The following is a 23472-nucleotide window of genomic DNA, read 5'->3' on the forward strand; positions in this document are numbered from 1 at the left end:
ACTCCTATCCGTATCGACACGGCCGTATCCAGCACACAGGCTCTCGCCTAGGCTCTATCCACGTGGCCGAACAGTCTCCATCCCCCCGAGTGTCCGACGCGTCCGACGACCGCCGGGAGAGACTGCTGGCGTCCGCGACCGAGACGCTGTCCGAGCTGTCCGGCCTGCTGACACCCCTGGCCGAGCGGTTCTCCGCGCACGGTCACGAACTGTTCCTCGTCGGCGGCAGTGTTCGTGACGCGGTTCTCGGTCGACTGTCCGGTGACCTCGACTTCACGACCGACGCGAGGCCCGAGGTCGTGCAGAAGTTGCTGCACGGGTGGGTCGACAATCAATGGGACACCGGCATCGCGTTCGGCACGATCAGCGCGGCCAAGAACGACCAGCTGATCGAGATCACCACGTTCCGCACCGACTCGTACGACCAGGTGTCGCGGAACCCGGAGGTCCAGTACGGCACCAGTCTCGAAGAAGATCTCGTTCGACGCGATTTCACCGTCAACGCCATGGCAGTTCGCCTCGGGGCCGACGGCTCGCAGGAGTTCGTCGACCCGCTCGGCGGGATGGACGCGCTGCTCGAAGGTTTGTTGGATACGCCGTCGTCGCCCGAGAAGTCGTTCGGGGACGATCCACTACGCATGCTCCGCGGCGCGCGGTTCGTCTCGCAGCTCGGTTTCTCGCTGATGCCTCGGGTTCATACCGCGATCGCCGGGATGGCAGGACAGATCGAGCGAATCACGGCCGAGCGCGTTCAGGTGGAGCTCGACAAACTGATCCTGGGTGAATACCCCGTCGAGGGAATCGATGTCATGTGCGAGACCGGGCTCGCGGGTTACGTTCTGCCGGAGGTGCCCGCGATGAAGCTCGAGATCGACGAGCATCACCAACACAAGGACGTGTACTGGCACTCGCTGACGGTGCTCAAGCAGGCGATCGACCTCGAGGACGGTGACCCCGACCTCGTATTGCGTTGGGCTGCACTGCTTCACGACATCGGAAAGCCCGACACACGGAGGCACGAGGACGGTGGCGGCGTGAGCTTCCATCATCACGAGGTCGTCGGCGCGAAGATGGTCAAGAAGCGCATGCGTGCGCTCAAGTACTCGAAGAAGATGGTCGACGACGTCTCGCAGCTCGTGTTCCTGCATCTGCGGTTCCACGGCTACGGCAAGGGGCAGTGGACGGACTCTGCGGTGCGGCGCTACGTCACCGACGCCGGCGAGCTACTTCCCAAGTTGCACAAGCTCGTTCGCGCCGACAGCACGACCCGGAACAAGCGTCGGGCAGCGGCTCTTCAAGCTACGTACGACGACCTCGAAGTGCGGATCGCGAAGATCGCCGAGCAGGAGGATCTCGCTCGTGTGCGCCCGGATCTCGACGGCAACGCGATCATGGAGTTGCTCGGCATTCCGGCGGGTCCCGAGGTAGGCAAGGCGTGGAAGTTCCTCAAGGAGTTGCGACTCGACCGCGGTCCGCTCCCCCGGGACGAAGCGGAGAAGGCGTTGTTGGAGTGGTGGCAGAGCGCTCCGAGGTGAGCTGGGCCTTCACCAGATACACGTTGTAACTGTCCCATTCGGAGACCGTGAAGTAGAGCTCGCCGTCCTTCGACCACGGGTGCATGAAGCCGCCGTAGATCTTCGGATACTCGTCGGTGCCGATCAGCGTCGACGGCGCGGTCCACTGTCCCTGCGGTGAATTCGATTCGCGTAGAACGATATTGCCCGACACGGGATCGAAGTAGGTCATCTGCCACCGACCGTCGTGGAACCGGATCGACAGTTCGCTGGCGATGCCGTCGGCGATCGGGGTCGCATCGTTGGCGTCCGTAGGTGCCCAGGTCCCGTCGACCCAGTACTGGTAGGCCGTCTTGTTCAGAAGGTCGTCCTTGGGTACGCGCGCCAGACCGACCGAACCGATCCGTCCGTTGACCGTGCCGAACATGTAGACGTAGTCACCCTGTGGCACCATCGTCGACACCTGGAACTTCGACGCCCCGAACACGTTGTCCCACCGCGCATGTGGATCTTTCGTCCAGGTGGATCCGTTGTCGTCGGAGTAGGCGATGCCGCCGTAGTTGGTCCACCACATGCCGGGCACCGTGCTCCAGCGTCGCACCGACATGTACGACATGTACTGGCGATCGCCGAGCGCGAACCCAGATGTGGGAATGACCGTGGTCTCCCAGTTCTTCACCTTGCGGCTGCTCAGCAATTCTGCTGCGTGACAACGGGAATCCTGAACCATGCTGTCGATGGTCATACCGTCGGACAGGTCGGTGTCGGTGCTGTAGCCGATCGCGTTGCTGCGCCAATCGGGTCCACCGACGACGCCGTACTCCCAGCCCTTTCCGAAGGAGTCACCGAACGCGACGGCGATCTCACCGGGCTTGCTCTCCCACATGATGCCGAGGTCGGTTCCGTCGAGCTGCCACCGCTTGTCCGTGCGGTTCTCCGAACCGGGGCCGGTGACCTGCGAGACGACGGAGACATCGCCGACGACGGGTTGTGCCGGCGCCGCGGTCACCGGTCCTGGCTCGGCAGGGTTGACGACGAAAGGGGGCACAGGGGCGACGTCTTCACCGGGCGGGCCGGGGATCGGGATCGGGATGGTCTCGGGCTGCGGGTCGATCTCGATGCGCGGGAACGGAAGTCGCGCCGAGCCGGTGGCTTCGGCCAGTTCTTCCTCGGTGTCGTCGGTCAGATCGGGGCAGGGGTCCATGCATGGGTCGACAAGAGGTTCGGCATCGACGCGGGTGGTATCGGGCTGTGGATCCGGCAGCGGCACGAGTTCGACGGACGGATACGGCACCGGCACGACGACTCGGTCCGGGAGCGGAGGCAGGACCGGAACGGAGTGTGGCCCCAGCGGCTCGGGTGGATAGTCCTTGGGATCGAATCCGCTTTCACCGCAATGGTTCACCGGCGCGGGTGGTGCCGCTGACGCAGGCGCGGCGAGGACGGTGCTCCCGGCGATCAGGGCCACCGTGCAGCCCAGTACGGCCGATCGTCCGCGCATCGTGTCCTCCTGTGCCGAGTTTCGTACCGTACGGTCCGCGGAGATACTACGTGCGGCGAGCGTTCACCACCACCGCGACCAGCCCGAGCAGATAGATGACACCGCCGCCGAGCACGACGGCATGCGCCGACGCCTCACCCGCCAGATCCGTCGTCATCGGGCCGACAGCGAATGCTGCGACGGCGAGCGCCGCTACGAAGAAGATGTTGAAAACGGTGTCCTGCAACGCGAATACGCGGCCACGATGGTCGTCGTCGATCTTGGTCTGCATCGACGCGTCCCCGGTCAGTTTGATGGTCTGGCCGGCGATGCCGAGTAGGAATGCCCCGACGAGCAGGCTCGTCTGCGTCAGTCCGTTGATGAACGTGACCTGCACGACGGCGGCCAATGCGAGGGCGCCGATGATCGACCGGACACGACCGAATGTCGGTAGGAGGAACGGAGTCAGCACCGCGGCGATCAGCATGCCCGCAGCGGTTGCGCCGACGGCGATGCCGAAGCCGGCCAGACCGCCGGGCAGGGAACTCGACGGAGTCTGACGCAGGATCAGCACCATGACGAGAGTGTCGATGCCGAACACGATGCGGTGCGCACCGATTCCCGTCATCGCGGCGGTCACCGTCGGCGATCTCCATACCGCGACGGCGCCGGACTTCAACCCGGCTGCGATGTCGGCGAATGCACGGGATGCACCGTCGTCGGGCAGGGTCGCTGGACCCAATGATTGTCGCGGGAACCGCGCTGCAGCAACGGTTCCGACGACGGATCCGACGGCGGACACCGCGACGGCGATTCCCGACCCTGTGTCCCCGGCGCCGACGTATCCGATGATCCCGACGGCGGCTCCTGCTCCCGCGGCAGCGAACCCGGAGCCGACGGTGGCGAGGAGGGAGTTCATCGGCACCAGCCAGGATGTCCGGACGACGTGAGGCAGGGACGCCGAGACCCCGGCGAGAACGAATCGGCTGAGGCCGACTGTGGTCAGTGCGAGAAGGAGGAGTGGTGTCTCGCCGCCCCCGGTGCACAGCACGGTCGCCGTGACGGCGATGAGCACCATGCGAAGGACGTTCGCCCACAGTACGACTGCGCGCCGATCCCATCGATCGAGCATCGCCCCGGCGAACGGTCCGATCACCGAGTACGGCACCAGCAGGACTGCGAACCCTGCAGCGATGGCCGCTGGATTGGATTCACGTTCGGGGTTGAACAGGATCGCACCGCTGAGCGCTGCCTGGAACAGTCCGTCGCCGAATTGACCTGCGAAGCGGATTGCGGTGAGCTTGCCCGCGCCGGGCGAGTTGCGCAGTCGCGCCAGGAAGGTCTCGTCGCTCACTTACAGGACTGTAGCCCCAGTTACCTACGACGCCCGAGCCAGCTCCTTCGCCTTCCACCATGCGACGGTGGCTGCGGCGCCGTCGGACAGTGGCGTCGGATGCAGGCCGAGGAGTGTCTCGCTCGCCGAGCTGTCGAGGACGTACGGGTGCGTGAACTGATACAGCGTGTCGCCGAGTTCCTTGATCGGACCGGGTACGACGGCGAGTGCTTTCATCATCCACGCCGGAATGGTGCCGATCTTCGGCGTCGGGGCGTGGGCTGCGCGGCTGAACATTTCGATCATCTCGCGCTGGGTGACGGCGGGTGCAGTCGGTGCGTGCAGGACGGTGTTCCACGAAGACGGTGTCGCAGCGGCCTCGATCATCGCTGCGGCGAAGTCGGGTACGTACGTGAACGAATGTGGCAGATCGGCATTCGCGATCACACGGATGGTGTTGTGCGACAATATCTTCGGGACCACTCGATCCCCCATGTGGGCTGTCAGGACGTTCGGCCCGTAGAAATCGGATGCCGCGACGCTGACGGTCGGGGTCGCGTGTGCGTCGCGGGCGGCCAGCAGTTCTGTCCTGACGCCGAGCTTGCGATGGGTCGCGGTCCGAGGCGAGTCCTCACGGATCGGGCCGTCGATGTACCCGTAGGAGTAGAGACTCTCCGGGAAGACGACGACGGTTCCGGCGGCCGCGTCGAGTACGCGTCGTTCCATCTTCGGGAGCTTCTCGCGCCACACCTTGTCCTCGTATGCGACGTGGGTGCAGTGGTAGATCGCCGTTGCTCCCGCGAAATGCTCACGGAGATCGTCGGTTTCGACGTCGACGCGGCGCCTGTCGATAGACGGGTGGTCCGGTCCCGAACCCGAGCGGGTGAGGATGCGTACGTCGTGGCCCTTGGCAGCCAGTTGTTCGGCGACGGTCCATCCGACGGGTCCTGCTCCGGTGACGACGTGTAGCTGGTTCATGTCCACTCCTTCGAATGTGAGCACTGCTCTCTGTTTCTTCGAGTGTGCGCGCCCGTGGACGAAAACGCAAGAGCACTGCTCTCTCAAATTCTTTGGACAAAGGCATTGCTCGTACAAAATGTAGTAGTTATGCTACGAACCATCGAAAATCGACACACCCTGCACACGCATATGCGTGTGCGCACGCGATGACCATGCAGCGACGGGAGAAACCGTGAGACCCGATAGCGACGTCGTAGTCGACGTTTCCGATCTACGAATGCGGTACGACACCACGGATGTCCTGAAGGGCGTGTCCTTCCAGGCGCGCCGGGGCGAGGTGCTGGTCATGTTGGGTCCCAACGGAGCAGGCAAGTCCACGACGCTCGAGATTCTCGAGGGCTTTCGGCTGAGGTCGGCGGGGCGCGTGAATGTTCTCGGACACGATCCAGCCGACGGTGACGAGGCCTGGCGTGCGCGGGTCGGCGTCGTGCTCCAATCGTGGCGTGACCACGGTCGGTGGCGGGTGCGCGAATTTCTGGACTACCTCGGGTCCTTCTACGTGCCGTTCGGAACGCCGTGGAACGTGAGCGAGTTGCTGGAACTCGTCGGCCTCACCGGGCATGCGCAGTCGAAGATCGCATCACTGTCCGGTGGGCAACGCAGGCGTCTCGACGTGGCGATCGGCATCGTCGGAAAACCCGAACTCCTGTTTCTGGACGAACCGACAGCCGGGTTCGATCCGGATGCTCGTCGCGAATTCCATGAATTGGTACACAGATTGGCCGATCTCGACGGGACGACCATCCTTGCCACGACGCACGATCTCGACGAAGCAGAGAAGCTTGCCGATCGCATCGTCATCCTTGCCGGAGGAAGGATCATCGCCGACGGTTCGCCGGACGAACTGTCCCGCAACGTCCCGGCGGATTCGGAGGTTCGGTGGTCCGTCGACGGTAGGCGATCGGTCCACAGCACAACGGAAGCAACGAAATTCGTGCACGAGCTCTACGTGCAACACGGTGATCGCGTCGTCGATCTGGAAGTGCGGCGCGCGACGCTCGAGGACACGTACATGGCGTTGGTGCATCGACAGGAATCCCCAGCTCGCGCAGAGACAGTGGAGGTAGTGACGACATGAGTGCCAAAGGGACTGCGGCGAGAGCCGGATTCAGGCGCAGCGCAATCGAACTCCGTCAGATGTTCACGGATCCTCAGGGTCTGGCTGCCGTGTTCTTGTTCCCAGCGCTCATCATGGTCGCGCTGGTGTTCATGCGGAACGGGTCGTTCCAGGAGACCGGATTCAGTTTGGCGATGCTCGCGTTGCCTGGCGTCATGGGCACCATCATCTTCTTCAACGGTGTCTACACGATCGGCGAGGCGATCGTGCTCGACCGCGAAGACGGAACACTGTTGCGGGCCAAAGCAACTCCGAACGGAATGATCGGTTACTTCATCGGACGGATCGGTAGCAACGCATCGGTGGTGACCGTGCAGGTGATCGTTGTACTGCTCGCCGGCTGGATCATCGTCGGCGGTGTGGCCCTCGACAGTGCCGGATCCTGGTTCACACTTCTCTGGGTCGTGGTGCTCGGTCTGCTGGCGACGTTGCCACTCGGCGCTGTTCTGGGTGCCGTCGTCGGCACCGCCCGTGGATTGTTCTTCGTGACCATGCCGCTGATGGGCGTCGTCGGAATCTCGGGGATCTTCTACCCGATCACGGCGCTACCCGGGTGGTTGCAGGATGTGGCACAGATCCTGCCGTGCTACTGGCTCGGGCTCGGGCTGCGTTCGGCCGTCCTGCCGTCCGATGCTGTTGTCGTCGAACTCGATCAGTCGTGGCGTCATCTGGAAACCGCTGCTGCACTCGGAGCCTGGTCGATCGTAGGTGTGGTGGCCGCCCCGATAGTGTTGAGCCGCATGGCACGAAACGAATCCGGGAGCAAGGTGGACGAGCGACGAGACAAGGCATTGGCACGTGCCTACTGAAGTCATCTACAACCGCATCGCGATGTTGCGCGCGGAACGCCAGATCTCGAGACGGGATCTGGCGGACGCGCTGGGTGTCCATTACCAAACCGTCGGATATCTCGAGCGCGGTGAGTACAGTCCCAGCCTCCACCTGGCGTTGCGCATCGCGTCGTACTTCGAGGTTTCGGTCGAGGTCATCTTCTCGATCGATCCGTTCGCGCGGCTCGGGTCAACCGATTCCACGGCATGACCGTCGATAGTGTGTCTTCCATGCCGACCACCCCACGGGAACGCGCCCGGGCGCAGACGCTCACCGATATCACCCGTATCGGCCGTCAGCATCTCGCCGCCGACGGCGCTGCCGCCCTGTCGCTGCGCGCGGTGGCCCGGGATCTGGGCGTCGTGTCGTCGGCGGTCTATCGGTACGTCAAGAGCCGCGATGAGCTTTTGACACTTCTCGTCGTCGACGCGTACGACGAGCTCGGCGACGAGGTCGACAAGGCTGTGGATCCCATCGACGATCCTCGCGAGAAGTTCCTGGCACTGGGCCGGGCCGTCAGACTGTGGGCACGGCGGGAGCCGTCGAGCTATGCACTGCTGTTCGGCAGCCCGGTGCCCGGCTATCACGCACCGGCCGAGCAGACCACGGAGCCGGGTACACGCGTCATCGTCGAACTCGTACGAATTTTCGATCAGGCCGATCGCGTGGGTCGCCTGGCGACGCCCCCGTCCCCGCTGCCGCTGGACTCTCTTCGGGGCGACTTCGCCGAAGTTCGTAACGAAATGGGAACAGAGATGTCCGACGCGGCCCTCGCGGCCGGGGTTCTGGTGTGGGCGTCGCTGTTCGGCGCGGTGAGCTTCGACGTCTTCGACCAGTACGGATCGTCCAACTTCCAGGACCGCGAGCTGTTGTTCGAGCACCAACTCGCGCTTCTGGCGAGTCTCGTCGGGCTGACCTGACTCGAAGAAACTTTCTCCGATTCCTTGCGGTACATCGGGTGGTTCGCGGTGCCACAATGTCTCCATGGCTACGCATGCGGAGGAACCCGAGGACCGGACGGCAGAGGAACACGCTGCGTCGGTCGACGAGGCGGTGCGTCCGGGTAGCTTGCTCGTGAGTTCGGTCGAGCTCGTCGAGCCGACGTTCCGGCGCACCGTTGTCTACGTCATCGAGCACAACGACGCGGGCAGTCTCGGTGTCGTCGTGAACCGTCCGAGTGAGACGGCCGTGCAGAACGTGCTCCCGCAGTGGGCGGACCTGGCTGCTCGTCCGCAGGCGCTCTATGTCGGCGGCCCTGTCAAGCGGGATTCCGCGTTGTGCCTGGCCGTCGTGCGTACCGGGGTCGACGTCGAGGGTGTCGCCGGGCTCAGGCGGGTGGACGGGCGCGTCGTGATGGTCGATCTGGATTCCGACCCGTCGGACATCGCCCCGCTCGTCGAAGGTGTTCGCGTCTTCGCCGGATACTCGGGGTGGACGCTCGGCCAGCTCGACGGCGAACTGGCGCGTGACGACTGGATGGTGGTGTCGGCGTTGGCGTCCGACGTCATCGGGCCGCCGAAGATCGACCTGTGGGCGCACGTTCTGCGACGCCAGCCGATGCCGCTGGCCATGCTGGCGTCGCACCCGATCGATGTAGAACGGAACTAGTGCGCCTTCGGCGCCCGTGCGCGGAGAGTTGGCCCTGAGACCAACTATGCACGCACGGGCGGCGCAGCCGCATCAGTGAGCGAAGTGCGTTTCCGTGGAGTGCCCGCCGCCCGCAGCGACGGCCTCGAGCTGGTCGATCACTTCGCTGATCGCGATGCACAGCAGACGGCCCAGATCGGCGCTGAAGCCTTCGCGCACCACGATGCGGAGCACGGCGACGTCGGTTGCGTTGTCCGGCATGGTGTATGCGGGAACCTGCCAGTCTCGTGCGCGTAATTCGTGGGACACGTCGAAGACCGTGAACGGGCGGTCTCCGGCGAGCGTGAAGGAGATCACCGGTATCGCACTGCCGTCGGTGATTACCTCGAACGCCGGGTGCGAGGCGAGGTGCTGGCTGACACGAACTGCTGTGTCGCGCAACGCTTCCATGATGTCGGTGTATCCGGAGCGCCCGAGTCGTAGGAAGTTGTAGTACTGTCCGACGACCTGATTGCCCGGCCGCGAGAAGTTCAGTGTGAACGTAGGCATGTCGCCGCCGAGGTAGTTGACTCGGAACACGAGGTCCTCGGGCAGGTCCTCCTTCGTGCGCCATACGGCGAAACCGATTCCGGGATAGGTCAATCCGTACTTGTGACCACTTGCGTTGATGGACTTGACCCGCGGGAGACGGAAGTCCCACTCGAGGTGTGGGTGCAGGAACGGGACGACGAATCCTCCACTGGCGGCATCGACGTGGACCGGAACGTCGGGCCCGCCGCTTGCCGCCAGTGCATCCAAGGTGTCGCAGATCTCCGACACCGGTTCGAGCTCTCCGGTGAACGTGGTCCCGAGGATGGCGACGACGCCGATCGTGTTCTCGTCGACGGCTTCTCGCACCTGCTCGGGCGTGATGACGTACCGGCCGGGTTCCATCGGAAGATATCTCGGTTCGACGTCGAAGTATCGGCAGAACTTCTCCCAGACGACCTGAACATTGCTTCCCAGAACGAGATTGGGTCTGGTGCTGTCGGATACTCGTGCACGCCAACGCCATTTCAATGCGAGTCCTGCGAGCATGACGGCTTCGCTGGACCCGATGGTCGACACCCCTGTCGCCGACGACGGATCCTCGGGATCCAGTCCCGGCGCATGGAACAGATCGGCGACCATGTTGACGCAGCGTTCCTCGATGGACGCCGTCGCCGGGTATTCATCCTTGTCGATCATGTTCTTGTCGAACGTTTCCGCCATCAGTTTCTCGGCCTGCGGATCCATCCAGGTGGTGACGAACGTGGCCAGATTGAGTCGGGAGGAGCCGTCGAGCATCAGTTCGTCGTGGATGAACCGGTATGCCGCTTCCGGATCGAGTTGGTCGTCGGGAAGTCGGAGTGCGGGTACCGGATTCGTCGCGATCCTGCCGGTGTACGCCGCGGAGATCACGCCGTTCGGATGCTTCTTTCGGGCCACGTCGTCCTCCAAGTCATAGGGATAGCCCGACGCTAGTGCCGCAGTGCGGGTTCTGCATCACCCTCGGCAGGCGAAACGCGGGCATACCGCTGTGCGAGGACAGCGCACACCATCAGCTGAATCTGGTGGAACAGCAGCAACGGCAACACGATCAGGCCGACGGGTCCGCCCGCGAACAGTACCGAGGCCATCGGTAGGCCACTGGCCAGGCTCTTCTTCGATCCGCAGAACACGAGGACGATCCGATCGGCGAGAGGAAAGCCCAGCGCGCGGCCGATGTAGTGCGTCAGCAGGAGGACGGCCGCGAGAACGAAGATGCAGGTGGCGACGACCGCGAGAATGCGCCAGACGGACACCGACGACCAGACGTGCTGATTCATGCTCTCGCTGAACGCCGCATAGACGACGAGAAGAATGGAACCGCGGTCGACGATCTTCGTCGGTTTCGAATGCCGCGACAGCCATCCCGTCACGAGGGGCCGGATCATCTGCCCGACGACGAACGGGACCAGCAGCTGAGCGACGATGTCCAGGATCGCCGACGCGTCGATGTGGGCGTTGCCCGAGGTGTTCATCAGCAGAATCACCAGCAGCGGGGTGACGAAGACGCCGATGATGTTCGAGAACGAGGCGCTGACGACGGCGCCCGCCACGTTGCCTTTCGCGATCGACGTGAAGGCGATCGACGACTGGACGGTCGACGGCACGAGGCACAGGAACAGGATTCCGGTGTAGAGATCCTGGGTCAGTACGTTCGGCGCGAGGATCCGCAGCGCCAGCCCGATCAGCGGGAACAGCAGGTACGTCGTCGCGAGTACGACGGAATGCAGACGCCAGTGTTTGACGCCTTCCCATGCCTCCTGTGGGGACAGCCGCGCGCCGTAGATCAGGAACAGCAGTCCGATCGCGATCTTCGTCGCCCAACCCAGAACGGTCTCCGCAGTGCCTGCGGCGGGAAAGATGCTGGCCAGGCCCGCGATGGCGATGATGCCGAGCACGAAGCCGTCGGGCCGCGCCTGTCGAAGAACGTTCACTCGGCTCACGATATCTGCCCCGGAACCATCATGAAAGTCGATGAACACGTTTACTGTGAACGCAATCAGTGATAAATATCGACGATGCTCCTCGACCCCGTCCTGCTACGCACTTTTCTGGTCGTCGAGCGCGAGGGCGGTTTCACCGCGGGCGGTGACGTGCTCGGGCTGCGCCAGTCGACGGTCAGTGGGCACATTGCCCGACTCGAGAAAGCCGTCGGACGCGAGCTCTTCCACCGCGACACCCGCAGCATGGAACTCACTGCCGACGGCACAGCCATGCTCGGTTTCGCTCGCACGATTCTCGACGCGACCGCCGAAGCCGAGCTCTACTTCGCCGAGGCGCCGTTGTCCGGACGCCTGCGACTCGGCGTCTCCGACGATCTCGTCAGTACCCGGTTGCCGCATGTTCTGTACGAGTTCCGACGGGCGCATCCGAGGGTGGATCTGGAATTGAACGTCGGGCTCAGCGAGACGCTGCGCGCGAAGCTCGACAACGACGAACTGGATCTCGTCTTCGGAAAGCGAAGGCCGGGAGAGACTCACGGAGAGTTGGTCTGGTCGGATCGCCTCGTCTGGGCGGGGCCGCCCGGTACGAAGGTGGAGCCGGGAGTCGTTCCCCTCGTGACGTATCCGCAGCCGAGTATCACGCGATCCTCGGCGCTGGCAGCGCTCGATCGTGTGGGCCGTGGGTGGCGCGTCACCTGCGTGAGCGACAGTGAGCTGGGTCTGCGGGCGGCGGCCCAAGCGGGTCTCGGATATCTGGTCCATGCATTCTCGACGCTTCCCGACGGGTTGGTCGCGCTCGACGGGCAGGGACTCCCCGACCCCGGTGGTATCGAATTCGTGCTCGTCTCACGGGCGCCTGCGCGGTCTCCACAGGTCGCCCTGCGCGACGCGATCATGGCGCGACTCGCCAAGTGATGTGTGACCGATCCCAACGGCGGACAGGCGCCCGGGGTCGGATATCCAGAAGAGCCGCAATGAGGTTCGCGACTCACACCGCGCCCCTACTGTGTGTCCAGGCTCAGCGCAGAGCATCGACGCTGTGCCACATGAAGGTCGGGGTCGGGGGACCGATGGCGCCAGAGGATCCAGTCCGGCAAGACCTCGTGCCGTATTCGGTGCAGCCACGGCATCTCCCGCAGCGAAGGTGCCGCCAGAAGAAGGCGGACGGCCTATGTCGATCAACCATGTCCGATTCAGGTGCAGAACTCGAAGCACCGCGACCATCGCCGCACTGTCGGCGGCGATCATGTTCGCCGGTGTCGCGGTGGCGTCGGCGCAACCTGCCGACGATCCGGCGCCTCCCGCGACGATCAGCGAGGACGGGACCGAGGTCATCCCTCCCGAGGGAACCGAGGAGGAACGGCCCAAGGCCGAGGACCAAGGGATCGAGAAACCGAACATCGCCGACGCGGCCCCCACGACGGTCACCGACGACCCGGAGAAGGAAACCGTCGGATACGGGCCCGTGCAGAAGAACTTCCTCGCTGGATTCCTCTACAGCATCGTGCATCCCGACGTCGCTCCCCAGGGTGCCAACGACTGGGCGTGCAAGCCTAGTGCGCAACATCCGAATCCTGTTGTGCTGCTTCATGGTACGTGGGAGAACGCCTACAACAACTTCGCGAGGCTGTCACCCGCGTTGAAGGATGCCGGGTACTGCGTGTTCGCGCTGAACTACGGAGACAAGGACTCGAGCGCGATCGGGCACGTGAAGTCGCTGCGCGGCACCGGTCCCGTCGCGGACAGTGCCAAGGAGATCGCGACCTATGTCGACGCGGTCCTCGCGCGGACGGGCGCGTCGCAGGTCGATCTCGTCGGACATTCGCAGGGCGGCTTGGTCACTCGGCAATATCTTCGGTTCGAGGGCGGCGCCGACCCGTCGAATCCGTCGAAGAACAAGGTGCGCAAGGTCGTCAGCATCGCCGGTTCCAATCACGGCACCACACTCGTCGGAATCGGAACGCTCGGCCGCACGATCAACAACCTCGGTCTGAACGTGCTCGGCGTCGTCGGCGCTGTCGCGGGCCCTGCTGCGTCCGATCAGGTGCTGGATTCACCGTTGGTCAAGGCGCTCGACGCGGGCGGTGACACCGAACCGGGAATCGACTACACGGTGCTCGGCACACGATTCGACGAGGTCGTCACGCCGTACAAGACGACGTTCCTGACGGCAGGGCCCGGTGCGACGGTGAAGAACGTGCTACTGCAGGACGGGTGCGGTGTCGACTTCTCGGATCACCTGTCGATCACGGTGTCGCCCAGGACGATCGGCATCGTCAAGAACGCCCTCGATCCGGTCGGCACGCCGGCGAGCGCCATTCCGTGCGTCTGGAACGCGCCGGTCACCGGCGGATAGTGGCAAGACCGCACTGCGTCGTCATAGAAAGGTCGATGCGGTGCGGTTTCCGCCGTCGTACTTCGCGCGGTACATCATCGAGTCCGCGGCACGGGTAGCTCGCGTGACGACGGACAAGTCCCCTCCCCACATGTCGGTGGGCTGCGGAATGATGGCGGCCCCGACGCTGACCGTGACGGGTATCTGATCTTCCCGTCGATACAGGGCGTGGCCGACCTGGCCGATGCGATCGTGCGCGTTGTCGAACGGTGTCGAGAAAACGACCACGAATTCTTCCCCGCCCGTGCGTGCCACGACGCCGTCCACTCTGAACAGTTCAGCCAGCCGATCGGACATCCTGACGATCACGCGGTCGCCGGTGTCGTGGCCGAAGTAGTCGTTGACCTGTTTGAAGCGGTCGATGTCGATCACGAGGACCACGAGGCAGTGCCCGCGGTGCTGCCCGGCGGTGACGAGCTCCTCGGCCGCGTCGTCGAGGCCTCGTCGGTTGAGAAGCCCGGTGAGTGGATCGACGAGAGAACGGCGGGCGTCGCGCCCGATCGCAGTCCACGCGATGTGTGCGAGCAACGGGATGCCGGTGTTGATGCCGAGAATGACGATTCCGACCGCAAGGACCGTCACCACGTCTTCCGTGCCGGCGAATGCCGCTCGCACGATCATGATCGCAATGAACGCCGTACACCAGAGCAGGTGTGCGAGTAGAAGTTTCTGGCTGAGGAAGTACGTACACAATGCGCCTGTGACGACGAACAATCCGCAGCCGATCAGGCCTCCCAGCGGTTCGTACAGCACGAGGACCGAGGTGAGTCCGACGTCGCCGAACACGGCGAAACCGATGAAGTCTCGACGCACGGGAAGCGGGCCGAAGAACCACCGCAGTGCGACGGCGAGCTGAATGAGCAACATGATGCCGACCCAGGCTTCGGGCAGGAAGCCCTGCGGCCCGCGTCCGCCGAACAGCATCAGTACCGACGCGGCCGCGAACAGCAGCGTCGCGGCGCCGAAGACGATCCGCAGCGGCCGGTGTAGCCCACGCGTCGAGTGATGCGTGACGATCCACTGGTAGTCGAAAGGCTGGCTGTACCACTCCGTCAGGACGGCACGAACGGAATCCTTGTTCGGCCGGCGGTGAGTGGCGCGTCGGCTACGGGTGGGAGCACCGGGTGCCGACGATTGGTTCTCGTTCGTGCGAGCCTCCAGTCGTCACCGTGTGATTGAAAACGAGCCTAAACGAGAAAAGCGGCAACCGGTTTGTTTTGCGGTAATCACCGGGAAGACGCGAGCGTGTTCAACGCTCCCGCGATGCGCTCCGCGTGTTCGGTGGTGATCGTCAGGCGTTGCCCGTTGGCGAACGTCACGAAGACTGCAGGCCCCTTGGCTGTGGCGACGGCATAGTTGCCTCGACCCTTGACGCGCAGACCCCAGCCGCCGAAGTCCTCGAAGGGGCTGACCTCACGAACCGACGCGCCGGTGATCTCGTCGATCGAGTAGTCGAACGCCGCCATCCCGAGGCTGCGTACGTGCAGGCCTTTCCGGTCGACGACGAGTTCGTATCTCATCAGCGACACCGGCAGGACTGCGAGCGGCACGAAGATCGCGAGTGGCCACCACGACTCCGCGAGCCAGCAGGTCAGGATCGCCGCCGCCGCCATGATCGTGAAAAGAACGGCGGTCCCGACGCGTCCCGCGCCCAGCGGCTCGACGATCGGCAGGTCGGCGTCACCGCGAGGCAATGACGCCGGCGGCGGTGCGTCGGCGACGACCCGGTCGCGGTAATCCCGGAGGAGCGAGGCGCCGAGCAGACCGACCAGGAATCCGACGGCGGTTCCGAAGGCGAGGGCCCAGCCGGGAATCTCGATGGCGGTGACGTCGGAGACATCGAGCTGTCGGGACAGGATGGCCACCTGCAGCACGACGATCAGCCCGACGACGGTCGAGCCGATCATCAACATGGTCCGCCGCATGATCAGCAGCGCGTGGGCCAGAGACGCGATGGCGCTGCACCCGCCGCCGACGAGGATCACGATGATCGCGAGAGTGATGGAACTGGTCGTCGGGCTGGTGAAGCCGTCGGGAGCGGTGCCGGACCAGTGCGTCGCGATCTGGTCGGGTAGGCGCGGGCGCCAGACCCTCGTCAGAACGATGCCGAAGACAGCTGCGGCGATCGGCAGCACGACGCCGAATACGACGCCTGCCGGGTCGAACGTCCGCTGCTTCATGTCCGGTGCGATCAGCTCGGAGCGCACGCATCCTTGAGGCTGCACGAGATGCAGGAATGCCCGCATCCGCCGGCTTCCTCCACCGGCTTGGCCGCTGCTGCGCGGGCGCCGATCGATCCGCCGATTCCGGCGGTGACGAATGCAGCGATGACGCAGGCGGCGACGGCGACGACCGCGAACACGCCGCTCAGCATCAGTCCGGCAGCGCCACCGATGAGAAGGAGAAGGGCCGACGCAGCGTTGGTCGGGCCTGCCACTTTGTTGGCCATCGTGAACGTGTCGTCGTCGCGCATCGACTCTGCGGTACGCACGCCTGCCCACCGGTTGCGGGGGAGTTTGCCCGTCAGACTCGCAGCGGCAACGGAGCCGACGACGAGAGCGAGTACGAACATCAGTATCGACACGACGATCACGCGGGTAAGGATACGGCTACCACAGGTGCGCGTACCAGGCGGCCCAGCTCAGGCTCTACCCTTGGCTATGTGACTGATCCAGTGGACGCAACGCCCGAGCACCGCTATACCGCGGATGTTGCCGGGCGCATCGAGCAGCAGTGGCAAGACCTGTGGGACGAGCAGGGCACCTTCGACGCCCCGAACCCGGTCGGCCCGCTTGCCGGTGAGGTGCCCGCGGACAAGCTCTTCGTGCAAGACATGTTCCCGTACCCGTCGGGCAGCGGTCTGCACGTCGGACACCCACTCGGCTACATCGCGACCGACGTCTTCGCGCGTTTCCACCGCATGCACGGGCGCAACGTTCTGCACGCCCTCGGGTACGACGCGTTCGGTCTGCCGGCCGAGCAGTACGCCGTCCAGACCGGAACACACCCACGTTCGACGACCGAGGCAAACATCGCGAACATGCGACGCCAGCTGCGTCGCCTCGGCCTCGGGCACGACCGTCGGCGATCCCTGGCGACGACGGACGTCGACTTCTACCACTGGACGCAGTGGATCTTCCTGCAGATCTTCAATTCCTGGTACGACGCCTCGGCCGGCAAAGCACGCCCCATTTCCGAATTGGAGAAGGAGTTCTCCGATGGGGCGCGTTCCTTGGAGGACGGTCGGTCCTGGGACTCGCTGAGTTCGGCCGATCGAGCGTCGGTTCTGGATTCCTTCCGTCTGGTCTACGAGTCCAATTCGCTGGTCAACTGGTGCCCCGGGCTCGGCACGGTACTCGCCAACGAAGAGGTCACCGCCGACGGACGCAGCGATCGCGGCAACTTCCCGGTGTTCCGAAAGAACCTGCGGCAGTGGATGATGCGCATCACCGCGTACTCGGACCGCCTGATCGACGACCTGGAGTACCTGGATTGGCCGGACAAGGTCAAGACCATGCAGCGCAACTGGATCGGGCGATCCCGCGGTGCTCAGGTGTCGTTCTCCGGCATCGAGGTGTTCACGACGCGGCCCGACACGCTGTTCGGCGCCAGTTACGTCGTGCTCGCTCCCGAACACGACTTGGTCGACGGCTTGATCGCGTCCGAGTGGCCTGCCGATGTCCCGTCCGTGTGGACCGGCGGCGCAGCGAGCCCCGCGGAAGCTGTTGCGGCATACCGTGCTTCGATCGCGGCCAAGTCCGATCTCGAGCGTCAGGAGAACAAGGAGAAGACGGGCGTCTTCACCGGTTCGTATGCCGAAAATCCGGTGAACGGCGAGCAGGTACCGGTGTTCATCGCCGACTACGTGCTCACCGGATACGGAACCGGCGCGATCATGGCCGTTCCGGGTCACGATCAGCGTGACTGGGAGTTCGCCACCAAGTTCGAACTGCCTGTGCGCGAAGTGATTTCCGGCGGCGACGTGACCGAGGCTGCGTACTCGGGTGACGGCCCGCTCGTGAATTCCGGCTTCCTGGAAGGCCTTTCGGTGGACGAGGCCAAGGCTGCCGTGGTGGAGAGGCTCGAGTCCGAAGGCAAGGGCCGTGGGACCATCCAGTACAAGCTGCGCGACTGGCTGTTCGCGCGCCAGCGGTACTGGGGCGAGCCCTTCCCGATCGTCTACGACGCCGACGGCAACGCACACGCTCTGCCGGAATCGGTTCTGCCGGTGGAACTTCCCGAGGTCGAGGACTATGCGCCGGTGTCCTTCGATCCCGACGACGCGAGCTCCGAGCCGTCGCCGCCGCTGGCCAAGGCGTCGGACTGGGTGAATGTCGAGCTCGATCTCGGTGACGGGCTGCAGACCTACCGCCGCGACACCAACGTCATGCCGCAGTGGGCGGGCAGCTCGTGGTACCAGCTGCGCTACATCGACCCGACCAACTCCGAGACGTTCGCCGACCCGGAGAACGAGAAGTACTGGGTGGGACCGCGTCCCGAGATCCACGGACCCAACGATCCAGGCGGCGTCGATCTCTACGTCGGTGGCGTCGAACATGCGGTGCTGCACCTGTTGTACTCGCGGTTCTGGCACAAGGTGCTGTTCGATCTCGGGCACGTGAGTTCGAGCGAGCCGTACCGCCGTTTGTACAACCAGGGCTACATCCAGGCGTACGCCTTCACCGACGCTCGTGGCGTCTACGTTCCGGCCGAGGAGGTCGAAGAGCGTGACGGCGGGTACTTCTATCAGGGCGAGCCGGTCAATCGTGAGTACGGCAAGATGGGCAAGAGCCTGAAGAACTCGGTCTCCCCCGACGAGATCTTCGCCGAATACGGCGCCGACACCCTGCGTGTCTACGAGATGTCGATGGGACCGCTCGACACGTCGCGACCGTGGGCGACGAAGGATGTCGTCGGCGCGCAGCGATTCCTGCAGCGCGTGTGGCGCCTCGTGCTCGACGAGGAGACCGGCGCAGTCCGCGTCACCGACGAGAAGCCGACGGAGGACACGCTGCGCATTCTCAACCGCGTCATCGATGGCGTGGAAGCGGATTACACTGCGCTGCGCGACAATACGGCCGGTGCCAAGCTCATCGAGCTGACCAACCACCTGACGAAGGCGTACCCCGAGGGTGCTCCCCGCGGTGTCGTCGAGCCACTGATCCTGATGCTCGCCCCGATGGCGCCACATCTGTCCGAGGAGCTGTGGAAGCAGCTGGGTCACTCGTCTTCGCTTGCCCACGGACCGTTCCCGCGGGTGGAGAAGAAGTGGCTCGTCGCCGACACCGTCGACTACCCCATCCAGGTCAACGGCAAGGTGCGTAGTCGCATCACGGTGCCCGCGGATGCGTCGGGTGCGGACGTCGAGAAGACCGCGTTGGCCGACGAGAAGATCGTCGCCCTGCTCGACGGCAAGGCGCCGACGAAGGTCATCGTCATCCCGGGGCGCATGGTCAACATCGTCGTGCGCTGACGCACCCGTGCGTGGAAAGTTGGGCTCCGCTGCAACTTTCCACGCACGGGCGGCACCGCCGCCCTCATCCTTTTCGTGTGAGAAACGACAGGCGAGACCTCTACATGAGCTTTAATTCATCTCATGTCACGGGTCGGTAAAGGTCTTGTCCTCGCTTTGATCTCGTTCATGGTCTGTACCAGCGCTTATGTCGCGCAGGCAGATCCCGGGCCAGGTTCGCCGATCCCGGCCGACGACCCGTTCTACAGTTACGACGGTTCGCTCGACGTCGCTCCGGGCACTGTGTTGCGGACGCGGCCGATGACGTTCCAGACGCCGACGCACGCCACCCCCATCAAGGGTGACCAGGTTCTGTATCGGACCACCGACCAGCAGGGCGACGCCGTCGTGACCGTTGCGACGGTGCTCCGACCACTGATTCCGGGGCCGACAAAGATCGTCTCGTACCACATGGCCTACGACGCCCTCGGTTCCCAGTGCGACCCGTCGTACACGCTCAGCGGTGGTGCGACGAGCCCGATCGCGAGTGCCGAACAGACCGTCATCGCCGGCTATCTCGCGGCCGGATATACCGTCGTCGCACCGGATTACGAGGGTGAAGAGCTGGAGTGGACGGTTGGGCGGCAGTCGGGGTACGCCGCTTTGGACGGCGTGCGGGCGGCTCAACAGTTTCTGCAGATTCCGACGTCCACGCCCGTCGGGCTGATCGGCTACTCGGGTGGATCCGTGCCGACGCAGTGGGGTGCCGAGGTCGCGCCGCGCTACGCACCGGAGTTGAACATCGTCGGCGTCGCGGCGGGCGGCGTTCCCGTCGACTTCGCGCACAATCTTCCGTACGTCAGCGGTAGCCCCAAGTGGGCAGGGGTGATACCGGCATTGGTCGTCGCGTACCAGCGTGCCTACCGACTGGACACGTCCCTGTTTCTGTCGGAGTACGGCGCTCAGGTCGTCGACCAAGTGGATCAAGAATGCATCGCTCAGTTCGCCGACGACTACCCGGATCTCACCGACGCCGACATGGTGAAACCTCCGTACACGTCGCTGCTCGACGTCCCGGTGGTGGTCGAGATCGTCAACGACAACATCATGGGCATTTCCGGAACGCCGAGTGCTCCGTTGTTTCTGGCGGTCGGGCACTCCGATCCCATCGGCGACACCGTCATGATCACCGCCGACGTCGAGGCGTTGGCGCACGAATACTGCAGCCGCGGTGCCGATGTCCAGTACGCGCAGTACGACGGCCTCAATCACGAACAAGCGTTCCCGCCCTTCGAAGCTCAGGGCTTTCAGTTCCTGAGTGACCGCTTCGCGAACCTGCCGACGCACAGCAATTGCGCTGTCATCGGGCCAGGCAACAGTCTCGCGCCGACGCCGGTGCCGTGATCACAGCAACGTCGTCAAGATGCCCCCGTCGACGCGCACCGCCGACCCGTTCGTCGCCGACGCCGCGGGGCTCGCGAGGAACGTGACCATGTTCGCGATTTCGCTCGGCTCGATGAATCTCTCCAGCAAGGACGTGGGATTCGCGCCGATGATCGCTGCCTTCATATCGCCCGTCGAGATCGATTGTGCGTCGGCGATGGACTCGACGGTCTGCGCGACGCCATCCGAGTAGGTCGGTCCGCCGAGGATCGAATTGACGTTCACCCCAGTACCTTTCGTAAGCTTGGCGAGTCCGTTGGCCAGAGCCAGCATCGCGGCCTTCGTCGTGCCGTAGTGGATCATGTCCCCAGGGACGTTCACTCCCGATTCGCTGCTGACGAAAACGATTCGCCCCCAATCCTTGTGCAGCATCGAAGGCATGATTCGACGGGCCAGCCGGACCCCGCTCATGACATTGACTTCGAAGTATCGCAGCCACTCGTCGTCGGAAATCTGTTCGAACTCCGCCAGGTCGAACAGCCCGACATTGTTGACGAGGATGTCGACGTCGGCAAGCGTGTCGCACAACCGAGAGACCTGGTCGACGTCGGAGAAATCAGCCGCGATCCCGTCGACCGTTGCGCCCTCGCCGCGCAACGACGCCACGGCCTTGTCGAGCTTCACAGGGTCCCGACCGTTGATGGTGACGGCGACGCCTTCTGCAGCCAAGCTTCGGGCAATGGCATAGCCGATGCCCTGGGTGGAACCGCTGACGAAGGCGGTCTTGCCGGTAAGTTTCAGATCCATTCCATGATCGTCGGCCGCACCGATCAGCGCTCGATCAGCGCGAACTAGACTTCGGCCGGTGAGCGAGTTACGAGTCCGCGTTCTCGGCCAGGTGGAAGCGGAGATCGACGGGGTGGCGTTGCCACTGACGAAGCCGCGTCATCGCGAACTTCTCTGCTTGCTGGTGCTCGGCCGCGGCCGGACTGTCTCGACCGCGAGTCTGGTCGACGACCTGTGGGATGACGCTCCCGCCGGCGCCGTCGGATCGGTCCGGACGTTCATCGGTGAGCTCCGCAAGATCCTGGAGCCGACGCGTCCACCGCGGAGTCCGTCGAACGTGATCGTGACGCGAGGTGCAGGCTACGCGCTCGAGCAGTGCAGTGTGGACCTGTGGCGCGTCGAGACGGGGCTCGAGACCGGGTTGGATGTTTGGCGCGGAACAGCTTTCGAAGAATTCACGACGCGGCCCTGGGCGGCTGGAGAGCGCGCGAGAATTGCGGACCTGCGGGCGGGAATGATCGAAGAGCATGCGGAAGCGATGCTCGCACAGGGTCGTTCGGGGGACGTGATCCTGTTGCTGGACGCATTCGTCGACGAGCACCCGTGGCGGGACGAGGGGTGGCGGCTTTATGCGTTGGCGTTGTATCGCGTTGGGCGACAGGCGGATGCGCTCGCGGTCTTGCGCCGTGCTCGCGTGATGTTCACCGAAGGTCTCGGCCTCGATCCGAGTGATCGATTGGGCGACCTCGAGCAGCGGATTCTGACGCGGGACCCCGGGCTCGACAACGATTCGATACTGATGCAGACCGCAGCTCAGGTGGGTTCCCGTTCGCAACTCGAAAGTGCCACTGCCCTGGTACCTTTGCTGGCGCTGTCGGGTTCGGTCGGTGCAGCCACAACGCAACGACGTGCAACCATCGCCGCCGCGGAACAGTTGGGTGATCCTGAGCTGACCGCACGGGTGATCGTCGGCTACGACGTGCCCGGCAGCTGGACGCGGTCGGATGATCCCCAGCTGTCGGCGGCGATCGTCGATGCGGCAGACCGTACGCTGAAAGTGCTTCCTGCTGACGCGTCGAAACGTGTTCGTGCGCGGCTTCTTTCCGTCATCGCGATGGAATCGCGCGGCGTCGGGAGCCGTATGGCCGAGGCTGTCGAAGCGGAAAGCATTGCCCGACGCCTCGGCGACCCGGCACTCTTGTGTTCAGCCCTGAGCGCGCGGTACCTACAGACTTTCGCGACGACTGGATTGGCACCTGACCGTCTCGACATCGCTGAGGAAATAGTGTCGTTGGCAGCCGAATCGGAACTGTCGACGTTCGAAATCGCTGGCCGGATCTATCGGATGCAGTCGCTGTGTGCGCTCGACGCCATCGAAGCGGCCTCGGTGGAAGCCCGGAAGATCGACGATCTTGCCCGACGCTTCGGCCGTCCTCTCGCGTCCGTGTTCAGCGCGTGGTTTCGGTACACGTTCGAGGACGGACCCGAGCCTCCGGATGGCGCCGAGATGGCTGGTTTCCGACACGGTTTGAGGCCGCTGGCGGATCTGACGGCCGCTGTCCGGAGCGGAAAGCCGGTGCCGGACGGCGATGTCGGTCCCTACGAACCGTGGGCGCGCCCGGGTGCGCTTGACGACATTCCGGATCCTCCGCGTGACCTGATGTCCGAGGTGTGCTGGTACCTCGTCGGGCTCGCGGGTCTTGCTGCGGGACATGAGAATTCGATGCGTCGGGCGTACGACGCCTTGTTGCCTGCGGCCGGTGAACGGGCGGCAGGCAGTGGCTGCATCGATCTCGGTCCGATCGCGCCGCTGTTGGAGCAGTTGGCGGCTTCGGCGCGCTGAGCGTGAAATAGATCGTGGTCTCGACTGTGCGAGAGGATAGTGGCGTTATGCCGACTCTGCAGATCGATGACTTGCCCGAGGACGTATACACAACGTTGCTGCGACGTACCGACGAAGTGCATCAGTCGCTGGAAACCTATGTCAGGAACATACTCGTCGACGCGGCCCGACGGCCGACCGCCAATGAGGTCTTCAACCGCGCAGCTTCCCGCACTGGTGGT

20 protein-coding genes are annotated in these 23472 nt (G+C 64.3%); 11 read left to right on the forward strand and 9 right to left on the reverse strand.

The annotated features are described in order from the left end of the window. Positions 1–62 precede the first annotated feature (62 nt). On the forward strand, positions 63–1535 hold the full coding sequence (locus CHB96_RS17290; RefSeq protein WP_089248464.1) for a CCA tRNA nucleotidyltransferase: 1473 nt from the start codon (positions 63–65) through the stop codon (positions 1533–1535). On the opposite strand, the gene CHB96_RS17295 is transcribed toward CHB96_RS17290, so the two are convergent. The 3 genes from CHB96_RS17295 to CHB96_RS17305 are packed head-to-tail and all read right to left on the reverse strand — an operon-like array spanning position 1447 to position 5305. Beyond that, positions 1447–3015 carry a glycoside hydrolase family 183 protein gene (locus CHB96_RS17295; protein WP_089248466.1) on the reverse strand — a complete coding sequence of 523 codons (1569 nt, stop codon included), beginning with the start codon at positions 3013–3015 and terminating at the stop codon, positions 1447–1449. The two genes, CHB96_RS17290 and CHB96_RS17295, sit on opposite strands and share 89 nt — an antisense overlap. A gap of 46 nt (positions 3016–3061) precedes the next feature. Continuing rightward, positions 3062–4348 carry an MFS transporter gene (locus CHB96_RS17300; RefSeq protein ID WP_089248468.1) on the reverse strand — a complete coding sequence of 429 codons (1287 nt, stop codon included), beginning with the start codon at positions 4346–4348 and terminating at the stop codon, positions 3062–3064. 24 nt (positions 4349–4372) lie between these two features. Beyond that, positions 4373–5305: an NAD-dependent epimerase/dehydratase family protein gene (locus CHB96_RS17305; protein WP_089248737.1), complete on the reverse strand. Its 933-nt coding sequence runs from the start codon at positions 5303–5305 to the stop codon at positions 4373–4375. Positions 5306–5519: 214 nt separating this feature from the next. On the opposite strand from CHB96_RS17305, the gene CHB96_RS17310 reads away from it, so the two are divergent. The 5 genes from CHB96_RS17310 to CHB96_RS17330 all read left to right on the forward strand — a co-directional run bounded on the left by CHB96_RS17310 (position 5520) and on the right by CHB96_RS17330 (position 8903). Then, on the forward strand, positions 5520–6425 hold the full coding sequence (locus CHB96_RS17310; RefSeq protein WP_442978079.1) for an ABC transporter ATP-binding protein: 906 nt from the start codon (positions 5520–5522) through the stop codon (positions 6423–6425). Further along, a complete protein-coding gene (locus tag CHB96_RS17315; protein ID WP_089248470.1) occupies positions 6422–7273 on the forward strand; it encodes an ABC transporter permease in 852 nt (283 codons plus the stop codon). The genes CHB96_RS17310 and CHB96_RS17315 overlap by 4 nt, the downstream gene beginning before the upstream one ends. Next, positions 7263–7505: a helix-turn-helix transcriptional regulator gene (locus CHB96_RS17320; protein WP_245865811.1), complete on the forward strand. Its 243-nt coding sequence runs from the start codon at positions 7263–7265 to the stop codon at positions 7503–7505. The genes CHB96_RS17315 and CHB96_RS17320 overlap by 11 nt, the downstream gene beginning before the upstream one ends. A gap of 20 nt (positions 7506–7525) precedes the next feature. Next, complete coding sequence (locus CHB96_RS17325; protein ID WP_089248472.1) at positions 7526–8215, forward strand: TetR/AcrR family transcriptional regulator; 690 nt, start codon at positions 7526–7528, stop codon at positions 8213–8215. 64 nt (positions 8216–8279) lie between these two features. Continuing rightward, a complete protein-coding gene (locus CHB96_RS17330; protein ID WP_089248474.1) occupies positions 8280–8903 on the forward strand; it encodes a YqgE/AlgH family protein in 624 nt (207 codons plus the stop codon). A gap of 72 nt (positions 8904–8975) precedes the next feature. Here CHB96_RS17330 and gad read toward each other — a convergent pair whose 3' ends face one another. Both gad and CHB96_RS17340 read right to left on the reverse strand, forming a co-directional pair. Next, positions 8976–10349, reverse strand: coding sequence for a glutamate decarboxylase (gene gad / locus CHB96_RS17335; RefSeq protein WP_089248743.1), 1374 nt, complete (start codon positions 10347–10349; stop codon positions 8976–8978). A 32-nt stretch (positions 10350–10381) separates the two neighbouring features. After that, positions 10382–11383, reverse strand: coding sequence for a bile acid:sodium symporter family protein (locus CHB96_RS17340; RefSeq protein ID WP_089248745.1), 1002 nt, complete (start codon positions 11381–11383; stop codon positions 10382–10384). An 84-nt stretch (positions 11384–11467) separates the two neighbouring features. On the opposite strand from CHB96_RS17340, the gene CHB96_RS17345 reads away from it, so the two are divergent. Then, positions 11468–12307, forward strand: a complete 840-nt coding sequence (locus CHB96_RS17345) for a LysR family transcriptional regulator (RefSeq protein WP_089248476.1) — start codon at positions 11468–11470, stop codon at positions 12305–12307. A 256-nt stretch (positions 12308–12563) separates the two neighbouring features. Further along, a complete protein-coding gene (locus CHB96_RS17350; RefSeq protein ID WP_089248478.1) occupies positions 12564–13748 on the forward strand; it encodes an esterase/lipase family protein in 1185 nt (394 codons plus the stop codon). Positions 13749–13769: 21 nt separating this feature from the next. Here CHB96_RS17350 and CHB96_RS17355 read toward each other — a convergent pair whose 3' ends face one another. From CHB96_RS17355 to CHB96_RS17365, 3 genes are all read right to left on the reverse strand, one after another. Beyond that, complete coding sequence (locus CHB96_RS17355) at positions 13770–14711, reverse strand: GGDEF domain-containing protein (protein ID WP_245865814.1); 942 nt, start codon at positions 14709–14711, stop codon at positions 13770–13772. 302 nt (positions 14712–15013) lie between these two features. Next, on the reverse strand, positions 15014–15967 hold the full coding sequence (locus tag CHB96_RS17360) for a DUF1648 domain-containing protein (RefSeq protein ID WP_089248747.1): 954 nt from the start codon (positions 15965–15967) through the stop codon (positions 15014–15016). 11 nt (positions 15968–15978) lie between these two features. Continuing rightward, a complete protein-coding gene (locus CHB96_RS17365; protein WP_089248482.1) occupies positions 15979–16380 on the reverse strand; it encodes an SdpI family protein in 402 nt (133 codons plus the stop codon). Between the two features lie 69 nt (positions 16381–16449). Between CHB96_RS17365 and leuS the strand changes: the two genes are divergently transcribed. Both leuS and CHB96_RS17375 read left to right on the forward strand, forming a co-directional pair. Further along, on the forward strand, positions 16450–19260 hold the full coding sequence (gene leuS / locus CHB96_RS17370; protein WP_245865815.1) for a leucine--tRNA ligase: 2811 nt from the start codon (positions 16450–16452) through the stop codon (positions 19258–19260). A gap of 123 nt (positions 19261–19383) precedes the next feature. Beyond that, positions 19384–20643 carry a lipase family protein gene (locus tag CHB96_RS17375; RefSeq protein ID WP_089248486.1) on the forward strand — a complete coding sequence of 420 codons (1260 nt, stop codon included), beginning with the start codon at positions 19384–19386 and terminating at the stop codon, positions 20641–20643. Here the strand turns inward: CHB96_RS17375 and CHB96_RS17380 are convergent, their stop codons facing one another. Continuing rightward, positions 20644–21429 carry an SDR family NAD(P)-dependent oxidoreductase gene (locus CHB96_RS17380; RefSeq protein ID WP_089248488.1) on the reverse strand — a complete coding sequence of 262 codons (786 nt, stop codon included), beginning with the start codon at positions 21427–21429 and terminating at the stop codon, positions 20644–20646. A 58-nt stretch (positions 21430–21487) separates the two neighbouring features. On the opposite strand from CHB96_RS17380, the gene CHB96_RS17385 reads away from it, so the two are divergent. Beyond that, complete coding sequence (locus CHB96_RS17385; protein ID WP_089248490.1) at positions 21488–23251, forward strand: AfsR/SARP family transcriptional regulator; 1764 nt, start codon at positions 21488–21490, stop codon at positions 23249–23251. Positions 23252–23472 lie beyond the last annotated feature (221 nt).

The sequence above is a fragment of the Rhodococcoides kyotonense genome, from assembly GCF_900188125.1.
Lineage (GTDB): Bacteria > Actinomycetota > Actinomycetes > Mycobacteriales > Mycobacteriaceae > Rhodococcoides > Rhodococcoides kyotonense.